General features: G+C 47.2%; 22 protein-coding genes. 12 read left to right on the top strand and 10 right to left on the bottom strand.

The genetic code is table 11. The annotated features are described in order from the left end of the window. Window positions 1–139: 139 nt before the first annotated feature. Together pdsS and pdsR are read right to left on the bottom strand one after the other, a co-directional pair. Window positions 140–2,308: a proteobacterial dedicated sortase system histidine kinase gene (gene pdsS, locus Q4Q57_RS10765; protein ID WP_259569890.1), complete on the bottom strand. Its 2,169-nt coding sequence runs from the start codon at window positions 2,306–2,308 to the stop codon at window positions 140–142. Between the two features lie 74 nt (window positions 2,309–2,382). Continuing rightward, window positions 2,383–3,075, bottom strand: a complete 693-nt coding sequence (pdsR, locus tag Q4Q57_RS10760) for a proteobacterial dedicated sortase system response regulator (RefSeq protein WP_006081337.1) — start codon at window positions 3,073–3,075, stop codon at window positions 2,383–2,385. A 258-nt stretch (window positions 3,076–3,333) separates the two neighbouring features. Between pdsR and pdsO the strand changes: the two genes are divergently transcribed. The 3 genes from pdsO (at window position 3,334) to Q4Q57_RS10745 (ending at window position 7,334) form a co-directional block, all read left to right on the top strand. Further along, window positions 3,334–4,164 (top strand): sortase-associated OmpA-like protein PdsO, encoded by an 831-nt coding sequence (gene pdsO / locus Q4Q57_RS10755; protein ID WP_063883952.1) that lies wholly within the window; start codon window positions 3,334–3,336, stop codon window positions 4,162–4,164. A gap of 105 nt (window positions 4,165–4,269) precedes the next feature. Further along, window positions 4,270–6,588 carry a marine proteobacterial sortase target protein gene (locus Q4Q57_RS10750; protein ID WP_311890809.1) on the top strand — a complete coding sequence of 773 codons (2,319 nt, stop codon included), beginning with the start codon at window positions 4,270–4,272 and terminating at the stop codon, window positions 6,586–6,588. A 38-nt stretch (window positions 6,589–6,626) separates the two neighbouring features. After that, window positions 6,627–7,334 (top strand): class GN sortase, encoded by a 708-nt coding sequence (locus tag Q4Q57_RS10745; protein ID WP_311890808.1) that lies wholly within the window; start codon window positions 6,627–6,629, stop codon window positions 7,332–7,334. A 222-nt stretch (window positions 7,335–7,556) separates the two neighbouring features. On the opposite strand, the gene Q4Q57_RS10740 is transcribed toward Q4Q57_RS10745, so the two are convergent. Continuing rightward, window positions 7,557–8,582, bottom strand: a complete 1,026-nt coding sequence (locus Q4Q57_RS10740) for a GGDEF domain-containing protein (RefSeq protein ID WP_012587834.1) — start codon at window positions 8,580–8,582, stop codon at window positions 7,557–7,559. Between the two features lie 210 nt (window positions 8,583–8,792). On the opposite strand from Q4Q57_RS10740, the gene Q4Q57_RS10735 reads away from it, so the two are divergent. Further along, window positions 8,793–10,415 carry a M28 family metallopeptidase gene (locus Q4Q57_RS10735; protein ID WP_311890807.1) on the top strand — a complete coding sequence of 541 codons (1,623 nt, stop codon included), beginning with the start codon at window positions 8,793–8,795 and terminating at the stop codon, window positions 10,413–10,415. 136 nt (window positions 10,416–10,551) lie between these two features. Here the strand turns inward: Q4Q57_RS10735 and Q4Q57_RS10730 are convergent, their stop codons facing one another. The 3 genes from Q4Q57_RS10730 to Q4Q57_RS10720 form a co-directional block, all read right to left on the bottom strand. Further along, window positions 10,552–11,415 (bottom strand): DUF481 domain-containing protein, encoded by an 864-nt coding sequence (locus tag Q4Q57_RS10730; protein WP_311890806.1) that lies wholly within the window; start codon window positions 11,413–11,415, stop codon window positions 10,552–10,554. A 397-nt stretch (window positions 11,416–11,812) separates the two neighbouring features. Beyond that, window positions 11,813–12,799: a RimK family alpha-L-glutamate ligase gene (locus Q4Q57_RS10725; RefSeq protein ID WP_011846616.1), complete on the bottom strand. Its 987-nt coding sequence runs from the start codon at window positions 12,797–12,799 to the stop codon at window positions 11,813–11,815. A 20-nt stretch (window positions 12,800–12,819) separates the two neighbouring features. Continuing rightward, the gene (locus Q4Q57_RS10720) at window positions 12,820–13,269 is read right to left on the bottom strand and encodes a DUF413 domain-containing protein (RefSeq protein ID WP_011846617.1); all 450 of its coding nucleotides are present in this window, start codon (window positions 13,267–13,269) and stop codon (window positions 12,820–12,822) included. A 108-nt stretch (window positions 13,270–13,377) separates the two neighbouring features. Between Q4Q57_RS10720 and hdfR the strand changes: the two genes are divergently transcribed. Further along, on the top strand, window positions 13,378–14,247 hold the full coding sequence (gene hdfR, locus Q4Q57_RS10715; RefSeq protein ID WP_261273008.1) for an HTH-type transcriptional regulator HdfR: 870 nt from the start codon (window positions 13,378–13,380) through the stop codon (window positions 14,245–14,247). Between the two features lie 10 nt (window positions 14,248–14,257). Here hdfR and Q4Q57_RS10710 read toward each other — a convergent pair whose 3' ends face one another. Continuing rightward, a complete protein-coding gene (locus Q4Q57_RS10710) occupies window positions 14,258–14,629 on the bottom strand; it encodes a diacylglycerol kinase (RefSeq protein WP_006086380.1) in 372 nt (123 codons plus the stop codon). A gap of 279 nt (window positions 14,630–14,908) precedes the next feature. Between Q4Q57_RS10710 and Q4Q57_RS10705 the strand changes: the two genes are divergently transcribed. Further along, window positions 14,909–15,838, top strand: coding sequence for a DNA ligase (locus Q4Q57_RS10705; protein WP_311890815.1), 930 nt, complete (start codon window positions 14,909–14,911; stop codon window positions 15,836–15,838). Between the two features lie 156 nt (window positions 15,839–15,994). Further along, window positions 15,995–16,477 (top strand): low molecular weight protein-tyrosine-phosphatase, encoded by a 483-nt coding sequence (locus Q4Q57_RS10700; protein WP_311890805.1) that lies wholly within the window; start codon window positions 15,995–15,997, stop codon window positions 16,475–16,477. 230 nt (window positions 16,478–16,707) lie between these two features. Here the strand turns inward: Q4Q57_RS10700 and ylqF are convergent, their stop codons facing one another. Together ylqF and Q4Q57_RS10690 are read right to left on the bottom strand one after the other, a co-directional pair. After that, window positions 16,708–17,649 (bottom strand): ribosome biogenesis GTPase YlqF, encoded by a 942-nt coding sequence (gene ylqF, locus Q4Q57_RS10695; RefSeq protein ID WP_220592779.1) that lies wholly within the window; start codon window positions 17,647–17,649, stop codon window positions 16,708–16,710. Window positions 17,650–17,799: 150 nt separating this feature from the next. Continuing rightward, window positions 17,800–18,639 (bottom strand): 2OG-Fe(II) oxygenase family protein, encoded by an 840-nt coding sequence (locus Q4Q57_RS10690; protein WP_311890804.1) that lies wholly within the window; start codon window positions 18,637–18,639, stop codon window positions 17,800–17,802. Window positions 18,640–19,036: 397 nt separating this feature from the next. Between Q4Q57_RS10690 and Q4Q57_RS10685 the strand changes: the two genes are divergently transcribed. Continuing rightward, complete coding sequence (locus tag Q4Q57_RS10685) at window positions 19,037–19,942, top strand: bifunctional methionine sulfoxide reductase B/A protein (protein ID WP_311890803.1); 906 nt, start codon at window positions 19,037–19,039, stop codon at window positions 19,940–19,942. 97 nt (window positions 19,943–20,039) lie between these two features. Here Q4Q57_RS10685 and hemB read toward each other — a convergent pair whose 3' ends face one another. Next, window positions 20,040–21,023: a porphobilinogen synthase gene (hemB, locus tag Q4Q57_RS10680; RefSeq protein WP_311890802.1), complete on the bottom strand. Its 984-nt coding sequence runs from the start codon at window positions 21,021–21,023 to the stop codon at window positions 20,040–20,042. Between the two features lie 351 nt (window positions 21,024–21,374). Here hemB and tsaB point away from each other — a divergent pair, with 351 nt between their 5' ends. The 4 genes from tsaB (at window position 21,375) to Q4Q57_RS10660 (ending at window position 24,253) form a co-directional block, all read left to right on the top strand. Then, the gene (gene tsaB, locus Q4Q57_RS10675) at window positions 21,375–22,088 is read left to right on the top strand and encodes a tRNA (adenosine(37)-N6)-threonylcarbamoyltransferase complex dimerization subunit type 1 TsaB (RefSeq protein WP_006081354.1); all 714 of its coding nucleotides are present in this window, start codon (window positions 21,375–21,377) and stop codon (window positions 22,086–22,088) included. A gap of 106 nt (window positions 22,089–22,194) precedes the next feature. After that, complete coding sequence (locus Q4Q57_RS10670; protein WP_063882846.1) at window positions 22,195–22,509, top strand: hypothetical protein; 315 nt, start codon at window positions 22,195–22,197, stop codon at window positions 22,507–22,509. Continuing rightward, window positions 22,502–23,230 (top strand): M50 family metallopeptidase, encoded by a 729-nt coding sequence (locus Q4Q57_RS10665; RefSeq protein WP_006086386.1) that lies wholly within the window; start codon window positions 22,502–22,504, stop codon window positions 23,228–23,230. Before Q4Q57_RS10670 ends, Q4Q57_RS10665 begins: the two co-directional genes overlap by 8 nt. A gap of 210 nt (window positions 23,231–23,440) precedes the next feature. Then, complete coding sequence (locus Q4Q57_RS10660; RefSeq protein ID WP_311890801.1) at window positions 23,441–24,253, top strand: methyltransferase; 813 nt, start codon at window positions 23,441–23,443, stop codon at window positions 24,251–24,253. Window positions 24,254–24,259 lie beyond the last annotated feature (6 nt).

The following is a 24,259-nucleotide window of genomic DNA, read 5'->3' as shown; positions in this document are numbered from 1 at the left end:
AACAATGTTGGAGAAGAACCATTGGAGATATCTAATCTATTGTTATGGCGGTCATCTTAGCATCTGCACGCAGAAATGACAGGAGGCGCGATGATGAGTTTGACTCATGTTATTGGCTCCTGTCCCTTCGGTCTTTAGATTATGAAGCAGGGCTCAAAGGCAAGGTTACTAGGATATCGACGCCATTATGCTCGCTGCGATTGCGGGCGAGGATTTGTCCTTGGTGGAACTCGGCGACCAATCGTGCGATATACAGACCTAAACCGAGATGAGGTTTGTCTTGGGCTTGATTTATCCGCACCGACACCATGGAGTCGAAAATCTGCTCCGACATATCAACGGGCAGTTCTGGTCCTAAGTTACTGATAAGCAAAGTTGCTTGCTTACCGACTTGGGTGAGCGTGACTTCGATGGCGCTGCCTTTATCGCAAAATTCAATCGCGTTAGCGATAAGTTTGTCCATCAATTGGGCGATATATTCCGGTACACCTTGCATCATCAGTGGCTGCTCGGGAACTTTTACGCTAAAGCCTTGTTCTGGATAGGTCATTTGATAACCTTGCATACAACCGCTAACCACTTGTGAGAGTGGAAACTTAGTGATATCGGCCTGCGTTAAACTCTGCTCTAAGCGCGTTGCTTCGCTCATGTTATTTAAAATCATGCTTAAGCGGCTGACACCTTCTTGGGCGCGGTCGACATATTTTTGCGTGTCTTTATCTAAGGTTTGTAGGTTTAAATGCTCAAGGGATGATCGCACAACCGCCACGGGCGTGCGCAGCTCATGGGACAGGCGCGACGACATGTTTTCCAGATAATGGGTGTATTGACCAAGCCGTCCGACAATGCTGGAGAAACTGCGGGACAGATCGCCAATTTCATCCCGTGCTTTAGACGGTTTGAGGTGATTACGAACGCGGCCTTGGCTATCAATGGCATTTTCAGCTTCATCGCGCAGTTTACGGATACGGTTAGAAATGCTCGAAGCGAAGAAGAACAGCGCCAAAGTGCCCATGCTCATTATGGTCAAAATTACGTTAAAGAGTTTTTCCAGCGCGCGGTTACGCAGGGTACGAATTCCGTGGGTGGTTTCTTCGGCGACAACGGCGCCCATGACATTGTTATCAATCCAAATAGGGCTGGCGGCAGCGAGCACCACAGCTTTATTGTCTGGGGTTAAGCGCCAAGTTGAGCTTTGCTGACCCGCAAGGGCTTTTTGGATATGACTGCCATCAAGCTCAGTGGAGTCTTGCAAGGAGTCGATAAAGTCTTTGGGCGGCTTAGTGAGAATTTTATAGTACAGCGGATGCAAGTAATCGCGCTTGAAGGTTTCCCACAGCGTGGTGCTCTTTTCATCTTCTAAGGTGCGGGTCCACACGCTGTCATTGGCTCGAATATCGCCCGATTTTGCCAGTACGCGGCCGTGCTTATCGACTACCCAAATGCGTGAGCTATAGTGGCTCATGCCTTTGATAATGTTTTCAATTTCTGGCGATGGCACCAACACAGTGCCGAGATTATCGACCGTATCTAAGGCCGATGTGCCGACAACGGCAGCCACATCGCGGTTCTTGCTGTCGTTAACATCGGAAATGGCAAAACCGAGTTTGCTGCCGACCATGTCTAATGGAATACGCAGCTCGACATTGTAGCCCACATCTGTGGTCGCCCATTGTCCTTGAATACGTACTTCAGGTTTGACGGGCACGGTTTGCTTAGGATTGGCAGGTAACTCGAAGGCGCTGATCCAACCGGGTTGCGTGGTGGCAACGATATAGCGCTTGAATTTATTGTCGGGCGCGAGTGTCGCAATTGAAAGATGATCGTTTCTATCGACACTTAAGGCATTTTTGCCACGCAGCACCACAGTTGGGTCGGTCACTTGAAAGAAGGCATACAGATAACCATCATACTGGCCGACCATGTGGGTAAAGCTTAAGGTCAGCGGCGCGTTGGGATCGGCGCGCATGATCTGATGCGCCTCACCGTACTGGATAAATCTGTGCTGATATTCTTCCCATTCGTTAAGTTTACCGTCGAGCAGAATCGCCCCATTGAGTTGATAGGCGTACAGATCGCGACTCTTTTCCACTTGCTTTAAAAAGCTCGCTTGTCCATCGAACAATTTCGGCCGTTCGTGCAGCGCGGTGGCCAATGCCTGAGTGGTGCCTTCTAAGGTGCGTTCTTGACCGTGGCGAAGATACTTTTCCATCTCCCACACATATTGATACCCCAGCCAAGGTAGGCAGAGCAAAAACAGGCTAAGGCCGATGACTTTAGTGCGTAGACCAAAGGGGAAACGTGTCATAAGTTAGGGATCAGCATCAATGGGATCAAAAGTGTATTGGCTCAAGGTTACGTGCATCAAGGTATCGCGAGAGTTCAGGCTAAGCTGTCCCAGCGATAACCCATGCCATAAACCGTATCGATACAGTCAAACTCAGGTGCGGTGGCGATGAACTTCTTGCGAATGCGTTTCACATGGGAAGTGATGGTGCTGTCATCGACAAAAATCTTCGCCTCTTGCATCAACTCATGGCGGCTGCGCACATGGCCCGGGTGTTTGGCTAACGCGTGCACCATCCAAAATTCGGTGACGGTAAGCTCAATGGGTAATTGGTTCCAATAGACTTGCATGCGATTGGCATCAATCGTCAGCGGACCTCGCTCAAGCAGATTTTCCTGCGCCGTTTGGCTGGCCGCAAGCTCGGAGCGGCGAAATAAGGCCGCTAAGCGCGCAGTTAAATGGGGAAAACTCACTTCTTTACTCAAGTAATCATCGGCGCCTAAACGCAGGCCACAAACAGTATCAAAGTCACTGTCACGGGCGGTCAAAAAGATGATCGGCAGCGTGCTCGACATAGCACGCAGTGACTGACACAGCATAAAGCCACCGTCAATTTCATTACCTAAGCCGATGTCGATAATGGCTAAATCCGGTAACCGAGTATTAAAGGCTAACATGGCCGATGGTCTGTCGGCATAGGTTTGCACGCTGTAACCGTGTTGTTGCAGCACGTCCTTGTAATTCTCGCGAATGGCCGCTTCATCTTCCACTATGGCGATACGCTTCATAGAGCCATATTCCTATTGACTTGGGGGAGTAAGTTTTCGTGACTATACAGGATTTTACCCGAGATAAAAGGCCACAAATGCAATTGCCATTTTGTTGCCACAATTGATAGTTGCATTGCCATTTTCCATCCCTGCTCATGCCATTCCACTTGTGTTTAATAGCCGCATTCAGTTTTGCACCCGTTTTGACCTGATGGGGTTTTGAACTTGTTGTTCAGGTTCGAGTGCAAGCTCAGCTAATAATCAAAAAGGAATGAGATGATGAAAAAGACACTAATTAATTTGTTGGTTTTGAGTTTATTAAGCGCGCCAGTCGCCAGTGTGTCGGCGCGGGTTTCACTGCAAAACCAAGCTCAAGGACAGGAGCGCAGCTTAGATAATGACGTCGATGCCAGCGGTATGGCGATGGATGGCGAATACGCAAATGAGGACGAACAGCCAGAAGCCTTAATTGGCCTCGGTGGTGGTGCATTAGTGGGCGCGTTAGTCGGTGGTCCTGTGGGGGCCATTATTGGCGCGTTCACTGGCACCTTGATTGGTAAGTCGGTTAGCGACACAGACACGCTGCACGTTCAGCAAAGGCAGATCAGCCTGCAAGAGTCGCAATTATCCGAGTTGAGTGTAAAGCAACAAGCCGCCGAAAAACGCGCGAGCGAATATGCCAAGGCGCAGCAAGAGCTTGATGAATTGCTATCCGCGCAACGTCAATTACTCAGTGAGCTCGCCCTAGGGCTAAACGTGCAGTTTCGCACTGGTTCCTCTGAGGTCGAATCGCATTTTTTGCCCCAATTAGATGATGTGGCCGAGGTGATGAATCTGTCGCCTGAGCTTAATTTGGAATTAAAAGGCTATGCCGATCGCCGGGGTGATGTGAGCTACAACCAAGCCCTTTCTGAGCAACGTTTACTGGAAGTCCGTGGCTACCTGATTAAGCAGGGCGTCGCCGCTGAGCGCATGACAACCCAAGCCTTTGGCGCTTTATCGCCACTGCAAGCGGAGCAGGACAGGGAATCGGATGTGTTCGATCGCCGTGTGACCTTGACCTTACAGCCTCATTCAACCTTGATGGCAACGCGCACGACACAATAGCGGTCGATGTTAGTCGTCCATTCTAAGCCGTCAATTTAGAACATTCATTTTAACGACTGCGAACGTCAGTCCATATTAGTTAATAGCAAGAAGGAAGCCTTTGTGATGATCACAGGGAAAAGGGTAAAAGAAATCAGCGAAAGCTTAGCGATATTAATGATCAGTGCTGCCGTATGTTGGGGCTTGCCCTTTGTGGCATTAGCCTCACCCAATAGCACGGGCACATTGTCTGAGCCGCAGAATATTGCCTCGGCGCTGGTCGGCCAAAATACTGCTCAAAGTACGGCAGAATCACAGGTCATTAATTACGATGGCATTACTCAGGGATTATTACTTTATCGTCAGCCGAGCGGCGCTTGGGTGCCATCTTTGCCACTCGATACACAAGTGTCGATGCAAGTCTCTGGCTTAAGTAATCGCGTGAGCGTGAAGCAGGTTTTTCGCAATAACACTGAGTTTGTGTTGAATGGGCAATATCTGTTCCCGCTGCCCAATGAGGCCGCGGTGGATTCGCTGCGATTACACATTGGCCAAAGGGTTATCGAAGGGCAAATTCATCCTAAGGCCGAGGCTAAGCAGATTTTTGAGCAAGCCAAAGCGGAGGGTAAACGCGCCAGCTTAGTGAGCCAAGAGCGGCCAAATATGTTCACGACCGAAGTGGCCAACCTAGCACCGCAGGAAGAGTTGATTGTCGAAATCAGCTATCAGGAGAGTATCAAATATGAAGATGGCTTGTTTAGCCTACGTTTTCCGCTGGTGGTCGCGCCTCGGTATATCCCGGGCTTAACCTCTGACGCCAGTGCTAGCGATTCAAATAATCCTATAGCACAGAGCAGCCAATCGAGCCGAGTGACCAGCTCGCAGGTGTTTGATGCCGACCTGATTGTGGCGCCTGTGCGGGACGGCGCCAGTGGACGCGATCCTGTGCTCAAAGCGGACATTCAAGTTTTGCTGGCAAAGGGGGTTGATAAGGCGTCAATTGAGAGCCCTTACCATGACATCAAACTCAAGCAAACCAATAGCGGCGCCGTTGATGTGTCACTGGCACAACGCGTGCCTGCCAATCGTGACTTTGTACTGCAATGGCGCGTACAGCAGGGTACGAGTCCAATGGCTTGGGTGTTTAATCAACAGGGTAAGACCCATAAACCCGATGGCGATAATTTGTCTCAGGACACGCTTGAAACCAGCAAAGCTAACGGCATGAATGAAGATAATTACAGCCTAGTCATGGTGTTGCCTCCTAAGGTCGAAAAGAGCACCCAACCGAGTTTGCCCCGTGAATTAATTTTGGTGATTGATACTTCGGGCTCTATGGCGGGGGATTCTATCGTTCAAGCCAAAAATGCACTGCTTTACGCATTAAAAGGACTCAAGCCCGAGGACAGTTTTAACATTATAGAATTTAATTCCAGTCTGTCTCAGTTTTCAGCGACATCATTACCGGCGACCTCGTCGAATTTGGCCCGCGCCCGTCAATTTGTGAGCCGTTTACAAGCCGATGGTGGCACTGAAATGGCGCTGGCACTGGATGCTGCCTTGCCCAAATCCTTGGGTAGTGTCTCGCCCGATGCCGTGCAGCCTTTGCGCCAAGTGATCTTTATGACCGACGGCTCTGTGGGCAATGAACAAGCCTTGTTCGATTTGATCCGCTACCAAATCGGTGAGAGCCGCTTGTTTACTGTCGGTATAGGCTCAGCGCCTAATTCTCACTTTATGCAAAGGGCGGCTGAACTGGGTCGTGGCACTTTTACTTATATTGGCAAAGTGGATGAAGTCGACGAGAAGATCAGCGCCTTGCTGAGCAAAATTCAATATCCCGTATTAACCGATATTCAAGTACGTTATGACGATGGCAGTGTGCCCGATTACTGGCCGTCACCGATTGCAGATTTGTACCGCGGCGAGCCTGTGCTTGTGAGTCTAAAACGCAGCGCCCGTGAGCCGCAGGAATTAGTGATCTCAGGTCGCCAAGGGCATAAAAACTGGCAACAGTCGTTATCGCTTCAGGACAACTCAGCGGGACTTATCACCAATCAAGGTGCGGGTTTAGATTTACTGTGGGCGCGTAAACAGATTGGTGCATTGGAGCTGAGTAAAAATGGCGCAAATGATGACAAGGTAAAGCAGCAAGTCACGGCCTTGTCGATGAATTATCACTTAGTCAGCGCTTATACCAGTTTAGTGGCGGTGGACTTAACCCCCATAGATTCAACCGCAATGAGCCGCGATGCTTTGGTGCGTCAGCACTTGCCCTTAGGTTGGCAGCCTTTTGGTGCCTTGCCACAAACTGCAACCTCGAGCCGTTTGGATATGTTATTGGGTGAGTTGACCTTACTGCTGGCCTTGGTACTTATGGGATCGATTCTGCGACAAAAACGCGAAGAGAAGGCAGCCATGGCGGCGCTTGCCTGTCATCGATGAACCATGAACCATGAATCATGAACGACGAGTAAAGCCCGATGAGCAAAGGCAGAACACAGCGATTTTTAGTGGTGGGATTATTTTTAATTGGCGCAACATTGTTAGGAAAGGGACTCTATATGCAAGCTAAAGCACACTTTGCCCAGTATTTGATTGAACAGGCGTGGACTAAAACCTTAGCTGATGGACAATCCCATAAGCCTTGGTCATGGGCGGATACTTACCCCGTCGCAAAGCTGTCCATTTATCGTGAACAAGCGGCGGCTAATAGCGATATTGAAGCCGAGCTTAATGACAGTTTATATGTGTTGGCGGGGGCTTCAGGGCGAAATTTGGCCTTTGGCCCAAGTTTAGTATTGTCCAGTGCGCCAGCGGGGCAAAAGGGCAATACTGTGATTGCCGGTCACAGGGACACGCATTTTGCGATCCTCAATGGCATGGCGGTAGGGCGTCGATTATCGTTGCAGACGCTTAAGGGAAATCACATTATTTATGAAGTAGTTGCGACTCAGGTGGTGCATGAAACTGAAACGCAGTTTATGGCGCCATCCGATGATAATCGCTTAACCTTAATCACTTGTTATCCCTTCGATGCGCTTCAAGGCGGCGCCGAACTGCGCTTTGTGGTGCAGGCGATACCGGTTGAGGATGAATCAATGGATACGGCTAGTGCCGATGTTTCAGCTTCAACTGGGAATGGGATGCAAGGGAAGGTCGCTTCTAGTACGCGCAGTTTCACCCATTAGGTCGCACGTTAATTTAAGCCTTAGCGCAATCTTCAACCAAAGCGTTAAGGCTGCTTTGAGCTAACAATGTCAACATTAATAATGTTGATTAAATCATGCTGACCAAATAGTGCTTATCAGTAACCGCCAAATGAGCGTCTTTTAATCATCCCAGCCTGAAGCCGAATCATCGGCGTCAGGCTAATTCATTACGTTCCAGTTAGCATAATCAAGCCATCACAATCAGTTGCTGATCGGTAACACACGATTTCGACCTAAACGTTTAGCGTCATAAAGTAATTTATCTGCCGCTTCAATTAATTGCATGCCCGTTTGTTTTTCTTGCCATTGGGCAACCCCAAATGAGGCACTGATATTATTGATGCGCTCGTCTTTACGTCTGTCTTTCAAACTGAGCTTTTCGAGTCCACGGCGCATGGCTTCGGCCAGTTGCCTTGCGATGCGTAACTGACTTTTAGGCACAATAATCACAAATTCTTCACCGCCAAAACGATACAGTTTCGCGCCATCGCGGCAGGATTCCTGTAGCCGTTTCGCCACGGCGCGTAACACTTGGTCGCCAAGCTGGTGGCCGTAGGTGTCGTTAAACACTTTAAAATGGTCGATATCGGCCAAGATCAAGCAGGTGCCTAAGGGCGCTTGGGCTAACATGCCAGCAAAATCGCTGTCGAAGGCGCGGCGATTAAAGCAGCCAGTCAGCGCATCGTAGAGCACATCTTTTTCTGTCTGTTCGAGCTTTTTCTTTAGCGCATCGATTTCGGTTTGCGCTTTCTGCAATTGTCCGGTAAAGAACTCAGTGCTCGAGCGAATATTGTCCGACTCTTTCACTAAACTGCGCACCAGATCGAGCACTTGCTCAACACTAAAACCCTCATCTTCGATGCGGTTGAGCTTTTCAAAATTACTCTCGATGCGCGACTGGAATTCATTGGCATCTAGATTGGTATCTTTGAGCGATTGGGACAGCTCAGTCACCATAGCATCCAGATTCTGGCGCATTTCGCGGACATCGAGTTCAACGGGATCGGCAACATACTGGCGATATAAGAGTTCGCTACTCACAGGAGGACAGGTGTTGTACTGGGCGATAACGGTATCGAGTCGTTGATTTAACTCGGGATTCTGTTCACCAACATAAGTGTACCAAAGCGCATAGTTAACCGGGGTGGTCGGAATTTTATGTTTGAGCATCAGAGGCACTGCTTTTTTGAGATTCAGTGCAGCAGCTTGTAATAACTCTAGCGACATATTGTTACCTTACTTAATGAAAATAAACGGATATTTTAAGATTTTCGCTATTTTATTCTGTTGTTATCTGTTCAAAGCTAACCGCAAGCATCGTCGGCTCGATGAAGGCATGAACACCGTTTGTGCTTGGGCAGCAGCAACTCCGTTTGCGCTAAGACTTCCATCATAAACTAAAGATGATATGGTAAAGTCTATCCTTAAAATCAAATAATGATAATAACTTGGGAGAAAGTTGTGAAAAATATCATCTTAGCCACAAGTCTGATGGCCACTATCTCATTACCCGTCTTTGCTGAAACCGCATTTGTGCAAAGCCTCGATCTCGCGCAATACCGAACCGATATTAAAACCTTAGCCAGTGATGCCTTCGGTGGACGTGCGCCTTTATCAGAAGGTGAGAACTTAACTTTAGACTATTTAGTGAAAGCATTTAAAGATATGGGTCTCAAACCCGGATTTGGCGACAGTTATCTGCAGGCCGTACCCTTGGCGCAAATTAGCGCAGATCAAAACATGCAGCTTGATATTGGCGGACTTAAATTTGCCAATGGCAGTGAATTTACCGCGAGAACCCAAAGAATCGCTGAAACCGTGAGCCTGAATAAAAGCGATGTGGTGTTTGTCGGCTACGGGATCAACGCGCCCGAATATGGCTGGAATGATTACCAAGGGTTAGATGTAAAAGGCAAAACCGTTATCGTGCTTGTGAATGATCCTGGCTTTGCGACTCAGGACCCTGCGGTATTTAAAGGCAATGCCATGACCTATTACGGTCGCTGGACTTATAAGTATGAGGAAGCCGCGCGTCAAGGCGCCGAGGCTGTGTTTATTGTTCACGAAACTGCGCCTGCCGCCTATGGCTGGGGTGTGGTGCAAAACTCCAACACGGGCACTAAGTTCACTCTGGTCGATGCCAATAATAACCAAGGCCAAGTTGGCGTCATGGGTTGGGTACAGCACGAAACCGCGCAAAAAATCTTTACTAAAGCAGGATTGGATTTTGATACCTTAAAGCAGCAAGCTGCCAAGCCAAACTTTAAGGCGATCCCACTTAAGTTGAGCGCCCAGCTCACGTTAAACAATAAAATTGAACGCGCTGAGTCCCATAACGTTGCGGCTTTACTGCCTGGCAAAATGCGCCCCGACGAAGTGGTGATGATGCATGCCCATTGGGATCATCTCGGTACTGTGATTGAAGACGGTAAGTCAGAGATTTTAAACGGAGCGGTCGATAATGCCAGCGGTGTGGCGGGGGTTTTAGCCTTGGCGCGTTACTTCAAACAGCAAGCCAAGACGGCGCCACTGGATCGCTCGGTGCTCTTCAGTGCCTTTACGGCGGAAGAAACGGGTCTGATCGGTGCACAGCATTTTGCTCAGCATCCGAGTGTGCCAACGAAAAACATCGTCGCCTTTTTAAATATCGATGGCATGAATGTGAATAAGGGCGTGGATTACATTTTGCGTTATGGTGAAGGCGTATCTGAGTTGGAGCAATACTTAGATAAAGCCGCGAAGGCCCAAGAGCGTTCAGTTAAAGCCGATCCAAGACCGCAGAATGGGTTGATGTTTAGATCGGACCACTTTGCGCTGGCACAACAAGGTGTACCTGGATTGCTATTTATGAGCCTTGGGGATACCGATCCTGATTATATCGCCCATAAATATCACAAGCCTGCCGATGATTATGATCCAAGCTGGAATTTAGGTGGTGTAAGCCAAGATCTAGATCTCATCGCCAGTATGATTACCACCTTAGCCAATAGTACCGATTGGCCCCATTGGCTTGAGTCATCTGACTTTAAAGCCAAGCGCGAGCAAGATGGGCGTAAATAGTGTTAATGAGTTGAATCATGAGGGCGCCAGTAGGTGCCCTTATTTTTGGACACTGATTTTAGCTGGGGATTGAGCGATAGTTTTAGCGAGGCGCAGCGATTTAAGACAATAAGAGTCTTAATAGAATGTGTTTGAATTAAAAAGAATAACTGATGGAAAGCATAGGGCCGATAAAGCTGTAATAGATATTGTAATCGGCGATTTGAGTGTCTTTATTCGGCGAGTTTTGGGCGATATCCACATCAACTTTATAGTAGTTATAGGCCACACTCATACGCCAGTTTTGAGTGATTTGTGCATCAACACCGACTTTAATATCAACGAGCTCGCCTTTTACATCATTGAGTGTGATGTAGAAATACTGTGCATGGCTGGTGACTTGCCAACCGGGAACAAATTCATACTGACCATAAATGCCAAAGTCCGGCAGTGGCGCAGTGACATTTTCATCAACAATGCGCGGGATCGCTTGGCTACCACAGACGTTATTGAGTAATTCTGACGAAGCGCAAACCCCAATCATACCTTCAAAACCTGTCTTGATAAACATAGTGTGTAAACCAAGTGACAGACCCACATCATAGTTACTGCCTTGAAAGACATCATAACCATAGCCTAAACGCAGTACGTCGATGTTTAAGGTTGAACTGAGCTTACCGCCCGCTTTGATATCGTAAATGGTGTCGTTGATTTCGAGCTGGAAGGGTTTGGCTAGGGCTTGGGTATCGGCGCTGCGGTGGAGTTGTTTCCAGTCGAGGTAGATATTGTGCCGCTCGTTGAAGTGATAATTTAACTCGATAAAAGGCAGGAATTCGTTTTCAGCGAGTTTGAGATCAGATTCATAATCTAAGGTGAAGTTATTACCCGAAACTGGGTTAGTGACTTCCATATTGGTGTCTGATTGCGAGTAGAAGCCGCCTAATTGAATAGTAAAGTCATCGGCTTGCACTTGAGTGCTGACGAGTGACGCTATGATGAGGGGTAACAGGCGAATCGACATGTTAAGGAGTAACTCCAGCATTATTCTTATTATGTTTAGCGATAAGGTCAGACTTTAGTGCCATAAAAAATCGACATTTGGAGTTTAACAGCAAATTTCGCTATGTGAATAAAATGTTTTAAAAAATGCGAAAATTTGTGATTTAAAACAAAAGTAGGACTTATTTTAGCGGCATTGAATGAAATTTGAGCGAAACATCACATCAATTGTGGATTGAAGGCTAACGCAAACGGTAAGGGAGGGACTAGTGCTACCTAGAAATAACTTCAGTATTGCAGCTTTGCTTGTGGCGCGAGATGCCAATGGATGTGAAACATGATAAATGGGGGATAGTAATCAATTTAAGAATAGCTAGCGGCGTGATACCGCTAGATATTGATATTATATCGCTGGTCCGCTATTTAGGCTCGATAACGGGCGTCACAGACGTTTCTACATTGTCAGTAATGACCACTTTGGGGCTACTTGGCTCATCTTTATTAAACATGCCTAAACGGATGCGAATAAAGTGTAAAATTTGCGCGGCAATATCCACATTCAAACAGGATTCTAGGCCTTCAAATCCTGGGGATGAGTTTGCTTCGCAAATTTTGTAATGGCCGTTATCAAACAATAAATCGATACCCGCAACATCGAGATCGAGAATATTGGCTGTTTGCGTTGCAAGCCATTCAATTTCAGGAGTGATCTGAAATGGACGCGCTGAGCCGCCGGCACTGACATTGGCTTTAAAGCTGTCTTCTTGACCACGCCTTTCGTAGCAACCCGCAACACGACCACCGATGGTAAATACCCGAAGATCGCGCCCATGACTGTTAGCGATAAACTCTTGCAGAATAATGTTAGCGTTTTTGTTGGTCGCTTCAATCAACTGCATTAGATCGTCAAATTCACGTGCCTTATGGGATAAAAACACACCGCTGCCCTGTGAGCCAGAAAGCGTTTTAATCACCACAGGAAAGCCGAGATGGCGCTCTACAAGGGCGATATCAACGGGGAATTTAACCAACATGGTTTTAGGCGTAGGCAAATTTTTCTCTGCCAACAATTGCTGGGAGAATAATTTGTCTTTAACGATTTCAATGGCTTTAGAAGGATTGAGGCAATACACGCCTAATCTTTCTAAGTGGCGAATAATGGCTAAGGCAAAGTAAGTTGTGCCTGATCCCATTCGCGGAATAATAAAATCGGGCAGCTCGACGGCTTGCCCATTCAATAAAATACTCTTGTTATCTTCTCTGGTGACAGTCAGATCAAATTCATCAGGTGCGTAAACTTCCAACTGTATGTTGTCGGCTTTTGCTGCCGCCAGTAGACGCTCAATTTCATACCATTCAGGTTTTAGCTGAGTCGCGGTTTCTTTATATAAAATCCAACCACGCATTTAGTAGCAAACCTTAATCTTCATTCTTTATCCTCGGGTTCAGGTTCATCCTGAACATCATCTTCAATATCAAATACAGCCTCGGCCTCAACTTCTATTTCGGGCTTGGTTGCAGGCAAATGCACTGTACCAACCACGGCATAAAAGGGTTTCCCCATGGCGAGCCTGCGATACTTTACCCAGATCTGCTCTAACAAGCTACTGGGCGCGATATTTCCTTTGGCGACTTCCACAAATTGAGCTTCATCGGAGGTGCAGGGCAAGGTTTTACCTTCGGCTAAATTCTTCATTGCATGACCATGCAATTCAAGCAGTTCAGCTTCCTTATTAGTAAAATCGCCGCTTCGTTTGAAGCCTTTGGGGAAATTCGCGTCGTCGTAGAAACGTTTTTGCGAGACAAAACTGGCAGCAGCTGAGCCGTTAAACGTCTCAGAACCCTTGTTAGCGTTTGAAAAAGACTGTTCAGACATGGCAGATACCCTCTAGTTTTTGATATACAAAGATTTGCAACTGGAGTATTGGCTAGTATTATTGATTTATAAATCAAAAAAATTTGCCTATGTTGGTCAAGAATTTTTATGGATACCGATTTACTGAAAACCTTTCTTGAAGTCTCCCGTACTCGCCATTTCGGTAAAGCGGCCGAGAATCTGTATCTCACGCGCAGTGCTGTGAGTTTTCGAGTCAAGCAGCTTGAGAGCATTTTAGGCGTCGCGCTGTTTGAGCGTCAGCGTAATAACATTCAGCCCACACCCGCAGGCGAGCGCATGCTTGGCCATGCCGAGGCGGTATTAACGGCGTGGGAGCGGGCTAAACAAGATGTTTCCCTCAGTCAGTTACAGTCGACTCAGCTTGCCATTGGTGCAGGGCCGAATATTTGGGATGCCTATTTGCAAGGTTATTTACAGGGATTGCACGTGGGGCTGCCCGGCGTTGCGCTGCGCACCGAAGTGCTGCCTGCCAATGCGATGACGCGCCAATTAATGGACCGCACCCTCGATATCGCGATTTCATTCGATCCGCCAAAGCTTGATCAATTTGAATTAGTGCAGCTGGGGCAAATTAATTTGTTGTTGGTTTCGAGCCTAAAAGGTCAAACGGTGAATGCCGTGGTGCCGGGGCAATATGTAAAAGTGGATTGGGGGACGGCGTTTAATATTGTACATGCGCAGGAATATGCGTCGCTGCCTGTGCCGACACTGCACACGAGCTCTGCGCGTATCGCCTTGGATTTCATCTTAAATAATGGTGGTTGTGCTTTCTTACCCGAGCATTTGGTGCAGCATGCTTTGCGCAGCGGCGAATTGCATTACGTCAGTGGCGCCAGCGCTATTTCACGAAATGTGTATGTTGCCTATTGGGCGGAAAATGATCGTTTAGCCCAGATCAAACAAGCCATCGACTTTTTAAGGGACGATGGCTCAGTGTTTGCTCATGCGACTATCTAAAACGTCGGTGTTAAAACACCAGTGGCGCCAATACGACCAGCCAAGTTAATCCACACAGCGCAAGACTCATAAACACGGCAGCCGAGGCAATGTCCTTGGCTTGGCCGCTTAGTGGGTGAATTTCACTGCCGACACGATCGACCACAGCTTCAATCGCCGAGTTTAAAAGCTCAACAATCAACACGATAAACAGTGTAAAAATCAGCAGCAAACGTTCAATCGTGCTGATATCAACCCACAAAGCCACGGGTAACATGACGATGGCCAACATTAATTCCTGTCTAAAAGCGGCTTCGTGGACCCAAGCGGCCTTTAAGCCCTTCATCGAAAATCCCGTCGCTCTGAAAATGCGTTTAATACCGTGATTGTTGGCTGGTTTCATAGTGTTTCCAATAGACATTAGCGACAATGCGCTGAGGTGTTGCTCACTCAAACAGGTTTGATAAAACCAACTGTTGTGGATTTTAACATTTGACTGAGTTAATAAATTTGGCCGCAGTATAGCCCGAGATGAAAAGCGCATAAACAATTAACTGAGTAAAATCGTCATCAACATTCGTTGTTAACTTAGGCGCTTAGTGACTTTCGACGGTTTTTTAGTGCAACTTGAGCTATGCGTTCTAAGCTTGATGAAGGATATATTGCCAGAGTGAGCAAGGGAATGACTCATATCAGCCCGTTACAAGATTTAACATTTCATCGTTTTATCCGCTTTCGGTTTTTCAAACAACGTCTGCTCTTACTCAGTCTGCTAATATTCGGTTGTTTAGTCCCAGTGACCTATGCACAAACCTCACTACCTTCGATACAGTTGGCAACCGAGTTTGATGCCCAGCAAGAGATTAATATTCACGACTTTTTGATTAGCGAAAAACTCGACGGGGTGCGAGGTTACTGGAATGGTCAGGCACTATTGACTCGGCAAGGTAATCTTATTGCTGCTCCAACTTGGTTTATCGCGAATTTTCCGAATTATCCCCTCGATGGTGAATTATGGCTTGGGCGAGGCCAGTTTGAGGTTATGTCGAGCATAGTTCGACAAACCTCAGCCAAGGATGATGACTGGCGCAAAGTGCGATTTATGGTGTTCGATGTTCCCAAGGCGGGTGGCGACTTTCAGCATCGCTATCAATTTGCGTTGACCGAATTAAGCGATAAATCGCATTATCTTGAAGTCATAGCGCAGTTCCAAGTGGACAGTCTTGAAGCTCTGTATCAAAAACTCGATAGCTTAGTTGCTAAAGGTGCTGAAGGATTAATGCTGCATCGCAGCTCCGCGACGTATGTTAGTGGCCGCAATCCTAATTTGATGAAATTAAAACCCTATTATGATGCTGAAGCGACAGTGATCGGCCATATACCAGGGAAAGGTCAATTTGCAGGGCAAATGGGTGCAATAAGAGTGCAAACCCCAGACGGCCGGATTTTCAACATAGGCACAGGTTTTAATCTCGCAGAGCGCCAACATCCTCCCGCAGCGGGCGCAATCATCACCTATAAATATCTGGGTCTTACCGTAAATGGCTTACCCAGATTTGCCAGTTTCCTGCGGGTACGCGTCGATATAGATAAGATCGACAGTCAACAATAGGGGCGTGTATGGTTAACAAGGCTTAGTTCAAGCACTTGTTTTAGTAGACTTTATTTCACTTTGGTTTGACTTTAATTTGACAACTAAGGCACAAAGCACATTTAATCACTTAATCATGACGATGGATAAGCTTTGACTGTTGAAGGATTGAATGAAATGAAAGAGGCGAGAGTGCAACGTATATTAATGGTGTGTCTGGGCAATATCTGCCGCTCACCGACGGCAGAAGCTGTGTGCCGCTTTAAGGTTGCGCAGCGTAGGCTCAATATTGAGGTAGACTCTGCGGGTACTATTGGTTATCACCAAGGGGATACGCCTGACCGCCGTGCTATGGCGGCGGGGGAAAAGCGGGGTTTTAGTTTCGATGGAATGCGGGCTCGGCAGGTTGTGGATGCCGACTTTGAACATTTTGATTTAATTTTGGCGGCGGATAAGGCCAATTTAGCGGATTTGCGTAGTCGTTGTCCGCTTGAGTATCAGTACAAGTTACAGTTAATGCTCTCTTATGCGAATACGCAAGTCACGGAAGTGCCGGACCCTTACTATGATGGCGAGCAGGGCTTTGAACTGGTGTTGGATTTATTAGAGCAGAGTTTGGATGCCTTGCTTGATAGGTTGACCTCTGGTGCGCAAAAGTAGTTGCGCGTGACAGTGTTTGTTAACGCGACATCTTCGTTTATGAAAATAAAAAGCCAGCATATTCAATATGCTGGCTTAAATATTAAGCTTGATGAATTAGCTTACTAAGCTTGAATATCAACGCCATTAGCGTCTTATCTTCAACACACGTTGAGCGTTATTTTCAATGCTTGCAGAGATAGTAAGATAACTTGCCGTGATGACTAAGCGTGATGACTACGCGTAATGAGTTAGTCGTTATGGCGCTTACCAGAACGCTTCAATCTTTCTGCTGCAAGTTTGGCTTCTTTTATTGCTTCCTTCTCCGCCATGATGCGGGCGACTTCAATCTTCTCAAGCTCGGCCATCGCAGGCGTTTCTAACGAGAGGAGGCCGATTTTTCCTGAGCGGTATTCATGCAGCAATAACTCAGATGCCTTGTGCATATCAATGCGACCACCGGGGCGCAGCGCACCACGTTTGCGGCCGATTTCCTCGAGAAGTGCGACATCATCCTTGGGTAATTCACTTAAGTTGTAGCGTTCACAAATCTCTTTTGGATAAGCGGTTAAGAAATACTTGGCGGCGAACAGGGCCACATCTTCATATTCCATCGCGGTATCTTTAATGGCGCCCGTGACGGCAAGGCGATAGCTGCTCGCTTCGTTATCCACTTTGGGCCACAAAATACCCGGAGTATCCGATAGCACGATACCGTTACGTAAATTAATCCTTTGCTGGGTTTTGGTTACCGCAGGTTCGTTACCGGTTTTGGCGATAACACGGCCAGCTAAGGTGTTGATGATGGTGGATTTCCCAACGTTAGGAATACCCATGATCATAGTGCGAATGTCTTTTTCGGTTTTATCGCGACTCGGCACTAGCTTACGGCAGATATCAGGGATCTTTTTCACCATTGCCGCTTGCAGTGTGGTGATCGCGGTGGCTTTTACGCCTTGTTCGCGTTCTAAGTATTCAATCCATTGCGCAGTGATCTCTGGATCGGCCAGATCAGATTTATTGAGTAGTTTGATACAAGGTTTGTCGCCTCGAAGCTGAGCCACCATGGGGTTTTCGCTACTGTAGGGAATACGCGCGTCCAGCACTTCGATAACAAGATCGACCTGAGGCATTGCCTCTTCAATCTCTTTGCGTGCCTTGTGCATATGCCCTGGATACCACTGAATTGCCATGATAACGCCTTGTCCTAAATAACTTAAAGAACGGCTATTCTACCTTGAAGGTGGCGAATGTCATAAAAAAAGCGCCCTAAGGCGCTTTAATCGCTTAATCCTTGACTGTCTTTTGTGATTATCACTTGGATTAATAGGCGGTATTAAGGGTTAAATAACCCCTAGTTCGCGCAGTCTTTCCATCAAATAACTGTCGGCGGTATAACGCTCAGACAGCACGACAGCAGGGTTTGGATGCAAAAATAACGGCAAAGAGATCCGTGGTTTGGTTTTATCCGTACCTTCAGGATTGATGACGCGATGTGACGTCGATGGGAAATAACCGCCAGACGCTTCCTGTAGCATGTCACCGATATTGATAATAATGCTGCCAAAATCGCTGGGGACATCTAACCAAGTGCCATCTTTGGCTTTCACTTGTAACCCAGGCTCATTGGCCGCAGGTAACACTGTGATAAGGTTAATATCTTCATGGGCGGCGGCGCGAATGGCGCCCATTTCTTCACTGCCCGTCATCGGTGGGTAATGCAGAATACGCAGTAAGGTTTTTTGGCTGTTGGCGATCATTTCTGGCAATGGCATCGAAAACTTGGCTTTTACGTCTTCGGGTGAGTGGGTTTCAATCCACTCTAAAAGTTCTGAAGCCAGCGCATTGGCTTTGTCGTAATAGGCGAGAATATTGGCACGCAGTGAATCGGGGATCCGGCCCCAAGGATAAACGTGATAGTACTCTTTAATGTCTTTGACTGTGTTGCCTTTGGCGGTTTCAGAAATTGATGCGGGGAAGAAACCGTCGTGGGTTTCTTTTTTGAACATATAGTCGTTTTTAGCTTCTGAATTAAAAAAGGCTTGCCACTCGGTGTAGATGTCTTCAACTAAGCGCTTATCAATCGGATGATTAGATAAAACACCAAAGCCAGTTTCCCTAAGTGATTCAACGAATTGCTGGGCACTGTTTTCAGCGCGGTAATCAATGGTTTCTAATTTCATTGTGGTTTCTACTTGTTATATTTAGTTGTAATTTGACCCGCAGCAAGTGTAGCCGTGCACTTGAGCGGGTGCAAACACTCCGCGAGGGTGAGTGAGAGCAACTGCTGTATTTTCCGTCATTTATGTTGTCGCTTAATGCGCACTGATTTAAATGCTTAGATTAGGACTGACTTAAGTGGCAAGATTTTAGCCGTTAAACCCGTTAGTATGGGTTATTGGATGTGTTGTGATTAGATTTGTTGTGATTGATGTCAGCCGCATTTTGAAGCCGAGTGCAAGATATCTTGCTTGGAGTGGGTCTTATGTTGGGTTTTATGGAACAGCTGCTTAATTAACTTAATCAACTTAATCAAAGAGTATCAAAATAGACAACGACGTGAGTCGAAAGGGCATTAATATGAACAAACTGACCGATTTTGAACGCTATGTTATCGAAGAAAAAGGCACTGAACGCCCATTTAGTGGTGAGTATTATGATCATGATGCCAAGGGTTTGTATTTATGCAAAAAATGCCATGCGCCCTTGTACCGCTCTGAGCATAAATTTAATGCCCATTGTGGCTGGCCAGCTTTCGATGATGAAATCGCCGGCGCTGTAACGCGCCATGTTGACGCCGATGGCCGCAGAACCGAGATTGTCTGTAGCCAATGTGGCGGCCATTTGGGCCATGTTTTTGAAGGTGAGATGTTAACCCCCAATAATATTCGTCACTGTGTTAACTCCGTTTCTATGGTTTTTAAAGGGATGGATGATGCTGTTGAACCAGCATCGAACAGCTTTGCGACTTTTGGCGCTGGGTGTTTTTGGTGCGTCGAGGCTATCTTTCAAAGCCTCAAAGGCGTGGTGAACGTCACTTCTGGCTATGCTGGCGGTGATGCCCATGATGCCGATTATAAATCGGTTTGCTCAGGCCAAACTGGCCATGCAGAGGTTGTGCATATTGAGTTCAATCCAGAGGAAATTGATTTTACGACGCTGTTAAAGGTCTTTTTTGAGAGTCATGATCCGACCACGCTCAATCGTCAAGGCAATGATAAGGGGCCACAATATCGCTCCGTGGTGTTTGCCCATAATGCTGAGCAGATAGAGCAAACTACCGCTATGCTGACTCAGTTAGCAGCAGCCAAGGTTTTTGATGCGCCAGTAGTGACCCAAGTGTCAGCGTTTGAGACGTTTTATCCCGCTGAAAATTATCACAATGATTACTTTGCTTTACACGGTGAGCAGCCTTATTGTCAGATGGTTGTGCGCCCTAAAGTCGAAAAAGTGAAAGCCTTGTTTGCACGATTGCAAAAAGCTTAAGCAATTCAGCGCAGGATGCTAAATACAAAAACGCCACCGATAAAGGTGGCGTTTTTAATCGATTTTTTAATGTCCGCAACGATAGTTACCGAGGGAACTATCTACTCTCGGCTAACCACTGGGCGTATTGTTTGGTGTAATAGCTGACAATCAAATCCGCTCCAGCTCGCTTTAAGCCGACAAAGGTTTCTGTCACCACTGCACGCTCATCCAACGCACCTGCAAGGGCGGCAAACTTGATGCCCGCATATTCACCGCCGACTTGATAGGCGGCGAGTGGTAAGTGAGTTTCTTGTCTTAAACGGCTTAACACATCCAAGTAGGGCGTACCGGGTTTAACCATCAGGATATCGGCGCCTTCGGCTTCATCTAATGAGGCTTCTAACAGGGCTTGGCGACCGTTGGCATAATCAAGCTGATATCCCTTGCGGTTACCACTGAGTTCACAATCGACCGCGGCTCTAAAAGGACCGTAGAAGGAAGAGGCGAATTTTGCCGAGTGAGCCAGAATCGCCACATGTTCAAAACCTGCGGCATCAAGCCCTTGGCGAATGGCTTTCACTTGACCGTCCATCATGGCCGATGGTGCTAACATATCAGCGCCCGCTTTGGCGGCTGTTATCGATTGCTTAACTAAATTTTCGACGGTGAGGTCGTTGCAGACTTCATTATTGTGCACCACGCCGCAATGGCCGTGATCTGTATATTCACAAAAACAAATATCGGGGATCACCATCATCTCAGGCACGGCGGCTTTAATGGTGCGCACCATGCGGGCGAGTAAACCATTGTCATCCCAGGTGTCGCTGCCTTTATCATCCTTAGTGTGGGAAATCCCAAAGGGCATAACATAACGGATCCCGAGGGCGTAAAGCTCGCGCACTTCTTCCGCCAGTGCAGTCTCAGGTAAGCGGCTGATACCAGGTAGCGTGGAGATAGGCACTGCGTGGGTGATGTGTTCTTCTATGAACAGGGGATGGATGAGATCGCTTAACGAAACATGGGTTTCGCGCAACAGATCGCGCATCGTTTCTGAACTACGTAAGCGTCTTAGGCGACGCAATGGAGGCGTGTTTAACATGAAATATCCTTATCGAAGGCGGGTTAGTGCAATCGTACAATAGTAAAGGAATGGCAAGGAATGAATTCAATCCAGACTTGTCTGCTCTGACAAGCAAAGTTGAAAAAGTTTCCCCAAGCTGGCGGTATTCCTTAATGAGTTTATCGATCATTGACTTAGATCACATAAATCCATCAAGTCCTGATTTGCTACTGGATATCATGCGGGCGCTATTTTAGCTGACTTGCTTGCTTAGCCCTTTGTTTTCGGGCATTTGATGTTATTATTTGCGCCAGTTTACTCATGGCATATTCGCACAATACCGAAATGGTTAACTTGATGCGAAATCTTGCCCGCTAATCCGGTTTTGAAATGACAATAACACACGAACACTCTGCTTGTATTCTTGCCTTAGACACTTGTACCGAATCCTGCTCAGCTGCGCTGCAATATCAAGGTCAGATTTATGCTGAACTTGCCGATGCGCCGCGTGAACACAGCCAGCGTCTGTTGCCTATGGTCGATTCAGTGCTCAAGCAAGCGGGCATTAGCTTAGATAAAGTGGCGGCGATTGCCTATGGTCGAGGTCCTGGCAGTTTTACGGGGATCCGTATTTGCACTAGCATGACCCAAGGTCTGGCACTGGGGTTAGATTTGCCTGTGATTGGTATTTCAACTTTAGCGGCAATGGCACAAATGGCCATTAGCGAGCATCAAGCCGAGCAAGTGCTGTGTGCCATTGATGCGCGCATGGGTGAAGTGTATTGGGGGCAGTTTGTGGCCGTCGATGGTATTGCGACATTAGTCGGTAAAGAAGTGGTCAGTGCGCCTGCCAACGTACAACTTCAGCTTGATACTGAAGCGCCCATTGTGGCTTGCGGCACAGGTTTTGATGCTTATCCGGATTTACTGGCACTCGGCAAGGGGATTTTAGCTCTCGACGCCGTGAAATATCCCGATGCAAGGGCTATGCTGATATTGGCTGAGACAGGTATCAAAGCAGGGCTAACAACCTCGGTCGATGAGCTTGAACCTGTGTATTTACGTGATACAGTCACATGGAAAAAGTTACCCGGTCGTGAATAAGCTGTTCTTTGCCTGAGTATCTGCGATAGAATCTCAGGCAATTAATGCTAAGCATTCTTTACGATGAATGGCTTAACGATGAATAGTGCAAACTTAAGGCTTCTTGATGCAAGTGAATGTGAATCAAATGAGTTTGACGAATGCTGTAGCGAGTAATAGACCCGCTATCGCTCAGGGGCTAACCGCACCTGAATCGTCACGCCCAGTGATTGAGCAAGATGCTGTCGAAGCCCTCAGTTTAGAAACACAGCCTAAAGGTAAAAACGCAGCGGGCAATTTACAGTCAAGGCTCGGCGCCCACCTCGAGTATGAACAAGATACGCGTGGTCATCAGGGGGCGATTGCCCAATATTTACAAACCCAACATGCCGCCAAACGCGATGAAATTCAGCAAATGGTTGGCGTGGACTTGTATGCTTGAACATCAACAAAAGCCTCCCCGTTCTACCTCGCGATTTTCCTCTTCTAAATTAACAGGTTTAGCCGCCAGCGGTGTGCCAAGCCGAGGCTTGTTTATTATCGAGCTGGTGGTGGCGTTACTCATCACTCGCATTCCCTATTTAAGCGTGCCGTTTAAATGGCTTGAAAGCTATTTCCATGAATTGTCCCACGGCATTGCGACGATATTAAGCTCGGGCGTGGTCAGCCATATTCAATTGTTTCCGAACGGCGCAGGCTTTTGTTTTAGCCAAGGCGGTTCGCCTATGTTGATTGGCTTTGCTGGGTATTTTGGCGCGGCCTGTTGGGGATATTTAATCTACTTGCTCGCGACTTGGCCAAAGGGGATCCGCGTGAGCTTTGCCTTGCTGGGCGCTTTAGTGGTGCTAAGCGGCTTGCTTTGGGGCAGAGATATTCTCACGCTGGCGATTCTAGCCGTACTCACTATTATTTTGTTGTTACCGCTTAAACTCAGTCAAAACAAAATGTTGACCCAGTTTTTGCGTATTATCGGTTTGATGATCATGCTTAATGCGCTGGCAAGTCCAACTGTGTTGCTCGGGCTTGATGGCCAAGGAGATGCGGTGATGTTGGCCGAACGTTCTTGGATCCCCGCGTGGATTTGGGTGGGACTTTGGTTATTAACCAGTGCCTGCGCCTTGTATTTTGCGTGGCGCCGTGTGGATAACGCTGCGAGTCGCTAATCATCAAGGTCATTTAATACCTCAGGCGTATTGTGTTTCCTCTGGCTTTTTTCCGCTTTGCGCTTTATTGGTTTAGCTAAAGGTGAATTGACTCATCACTTTGAGCCATAACCACTTATGTCACTCAAACCTAGGTTTTACGACTTCTATTCCTTGGATTTTTGGCCATTGGCTGCTAGCTTATGCCTTCGGTATCCATGGAGAATTACAATGAAAAAAGTCACCTTAGTTGCCAGTCTACTGCTTGCTGGTTTATGTTCGAGTGTTACCTACGCCGATGAAAGTTTAGATAAAGTCTTAAAAAGCGATTTTCGTCAGGCTAAAAATGCCAGCCGTGACGTTTATCGTCATCCCGCTGAAACCTTAAGTTTTTTTGGCATTACCCCAACACAAACTGTGATTGAACTCTGGCCAGGTAATGGTTGGTATAGCGAAATATTAGGGCCTTATTTAGCCAAAGAAGGCCAATATATCGCCGCCAGTTTCGAAACCGCTCCCGCGACGGATACACCCGGAAATCGCTATCGCGCCAACGCTGGTACTAAGTATGCTGCGTGGATGACGGCCAATAAAGACGTCATGGGCAATGCAAAGATTGTTACCTTCGATCCTCCACAAAAGATGGATTTAGGCGCCGATGGCAGTGCCGATCTGGTATTAACATTCCGTAATCTTCATAACTGGGCATCGAGTGATCAGTTAGAGAATGTGTTTGCCGCGTCATATAAAGTATTGAAAGACGGCGGTGTCTTTGGTGTGGTGGAGCATAGAGCCAACGAAGGGATGAATTTTAGCACTGGCTATATGGACCAAGCGGCCATGGTTGCTTTAGCCAAAAAAGCCGGTTTCACCTTAGTTGAAAGCGCCGAAATCAATGCGAACCCCAAAGATACTAAGGATTATGCCAAAGGTGTTTGGACGCTACCGCCATCTTTTGCTTTGGGTGACACGGATAAGGAAAAATACCAAGCGATCGGTGAAAGTGATCGTATGACACTCAAATTTGTCAAAAAATCATCTTAATCACCT

This window comes from Shewanella sp. SP2S2-6, assembly GCF_031931965.1.
Classification (GTDB): Bacteria; Pseudomonadota; Gammaproteobacteria; order Enterobacterales; family Shewanellaceae; genus Shewanella; species Shewanella baltica.
Note: the sequence above shows the minus strand (reverse complement) of the source record. Positions and strands in the feature narration are given on the sequence as shown.

Excerpts from the sequence above, each read along its gene's own strand:
- pdsR (WP_006081337.1), bottom strand. The coding sequence starts at position 3,075 with ATGAAGCGTATCGCCATAGTGGAAGATGAAGCGGCCATTCGCGAGAAT.
- Q4Q57_RS10730 (WP_311890806.1), bottom strand. The coding sequence starts at position 11,415 with ATGTCGATTCGCCTGTTACCCCTCATCATAGCGTCACTCGTCAGCACT.
- ylqF (WP_220592779.1), bottom strand. The coding sequence starts at position 17,649 with ATGGCAATTCAGTGGTATCCAGGGCATATGCACAAGGCACGCAAAGAG.
- Q4Q57_RS10750 (WP_311890809.1), top strand. The coding sequence starts at position 4,270 with ATGATCACAGGGAAAAGGGTAAAAGAAATCAGCGAAAGCTTAGCGATA.
- Q4Q57_RS10660 (WP_311890801.1), top strand. The coding sequence starts at position 23,441 with ATGAAAAAAGTCACCTTAGTTGCCAGTCTACTGCTTGCTGGTTTATGT.
- Q4Q57_RS10710 (WP_006086380.1), bottom strand. The coding sequence starts at position 14,629 with ATGAAACCAGCCAACAATCACGGTATTAAACGCATTTTCAGAGCGACG.
- Q4Q57_RS10720 (WP_011846617.1), bottom strand. The coding sequence starts at position 13,269 with ATGTCTGAACAGTCTTTTTCAAACGCTAACAAGGGTTCTGAGACGTTT.
- Q4Q57_RS10670 (WP_063882846.1), top strand. The coding sequence starts at position 22,195 with ATGCAAGTGAATGTGAATCAAATGAGTTTGACGAATGCTGTAGCGAGT.
- pdsO (WP_063883952.1), top strand. The coding sequence starts at position 3,334 with ATGATGAAAAAGACACTAATTAATTTGTTGGTTTTGAGTTTATTAAGC.
- Q4Q57_RS10700 (WP_311890805.1), top strand. The coding sequence starts at position 15,995 with ATGAAAGAGGCGAGAGTGCAACGTATATTAATGGTGTGTCTGGGCAAT.
- hdfR (WP_261273008.1), top strand. The coding sequence starts at position 13,378 with ATGGATACCGATTTACTGAAAACCTTTCTTGAAGTCTCCCGTACTCGC.
- Q4Q57_RS10725 (WP_011846616.1), bottom strand. The coding sequence starts at position 12,799 with ATGCGTGGTTGGATTTTATATAAAGAAACCGCGACTCAGCTAAAACCT.
- Q4Q57_RS10740 (WP_012587834.1), bottom strand. The coding sequence starts at position 8,582 with ATGTCGCTAGAGTTATTACAAGCTGCTGCACTGAATCTCAAAAAAGCA.
- Q4Q57_RS10745 (WP_311890808.1), top strand. The coding sequence starts at position 6,627 with ATGAGCAAAGGCAGAACACAGCGATTTTTAGTGGTGGGATTATTTTTA.
- Q4Q57_RS10690 (WP_311890804.1), bottom strand. The coding sequence starts at position 18,639 with ATGAAATTAGAAACCATTGATTACCGCGCTGAAAACAGTGCCCAGCAA.
- hemB (WP_311890802.1), bottom strand. The coding sequence starts at position 21,023 with ATGTTAAACACGCCTCCATTGCGTCGCCTAAGACGCTTACGTAGTTCA.
- tsaB (WP_006081354.1), top strand. The coding sequence starts at position 21,375 with ATGACAATAACACACGAACACTCTGCTTGTATTCTTGCCTTAGACACT.
- Q4Q57_RS10735 (WP_311890807.1), top strand. The coding sequence starts at position 8,793 with ATGATAATAACTTGGGAGAAAGTTGTGAAAAATATCATCTTAGCCACA.
- Q4Q57_RS10705 (WP_311890815.1), top strand. The coding sequence starts at position 14,909 with ATGACTCATATCAGCCCGTTACAAGATTTAACATTTCATCGTTTTATC.
- Q4Q57_RS10685 (WP_311890803.1), top strand. The coding sequence starts at position 19,037 with ATGAACAAACTGACCGATTTTGAACGCTATGTTATCGAAGAAAAAGGC.
- pdsS (WP_259569890.1), bottom strand. The coding sequence starts at position 2,308 with ATGACACGTTTCCCCTTTGGTCTACGCACTAAAGTCATCGGCCTTAGC.
- Q4Q57_RS10665 (WP_006086386.1), top strand. The coding sequence starts at position 22,502 with ATGCTTGAACATCAACAAAAGCCTCCCCGTTCTACCTCGCGATTTTCC.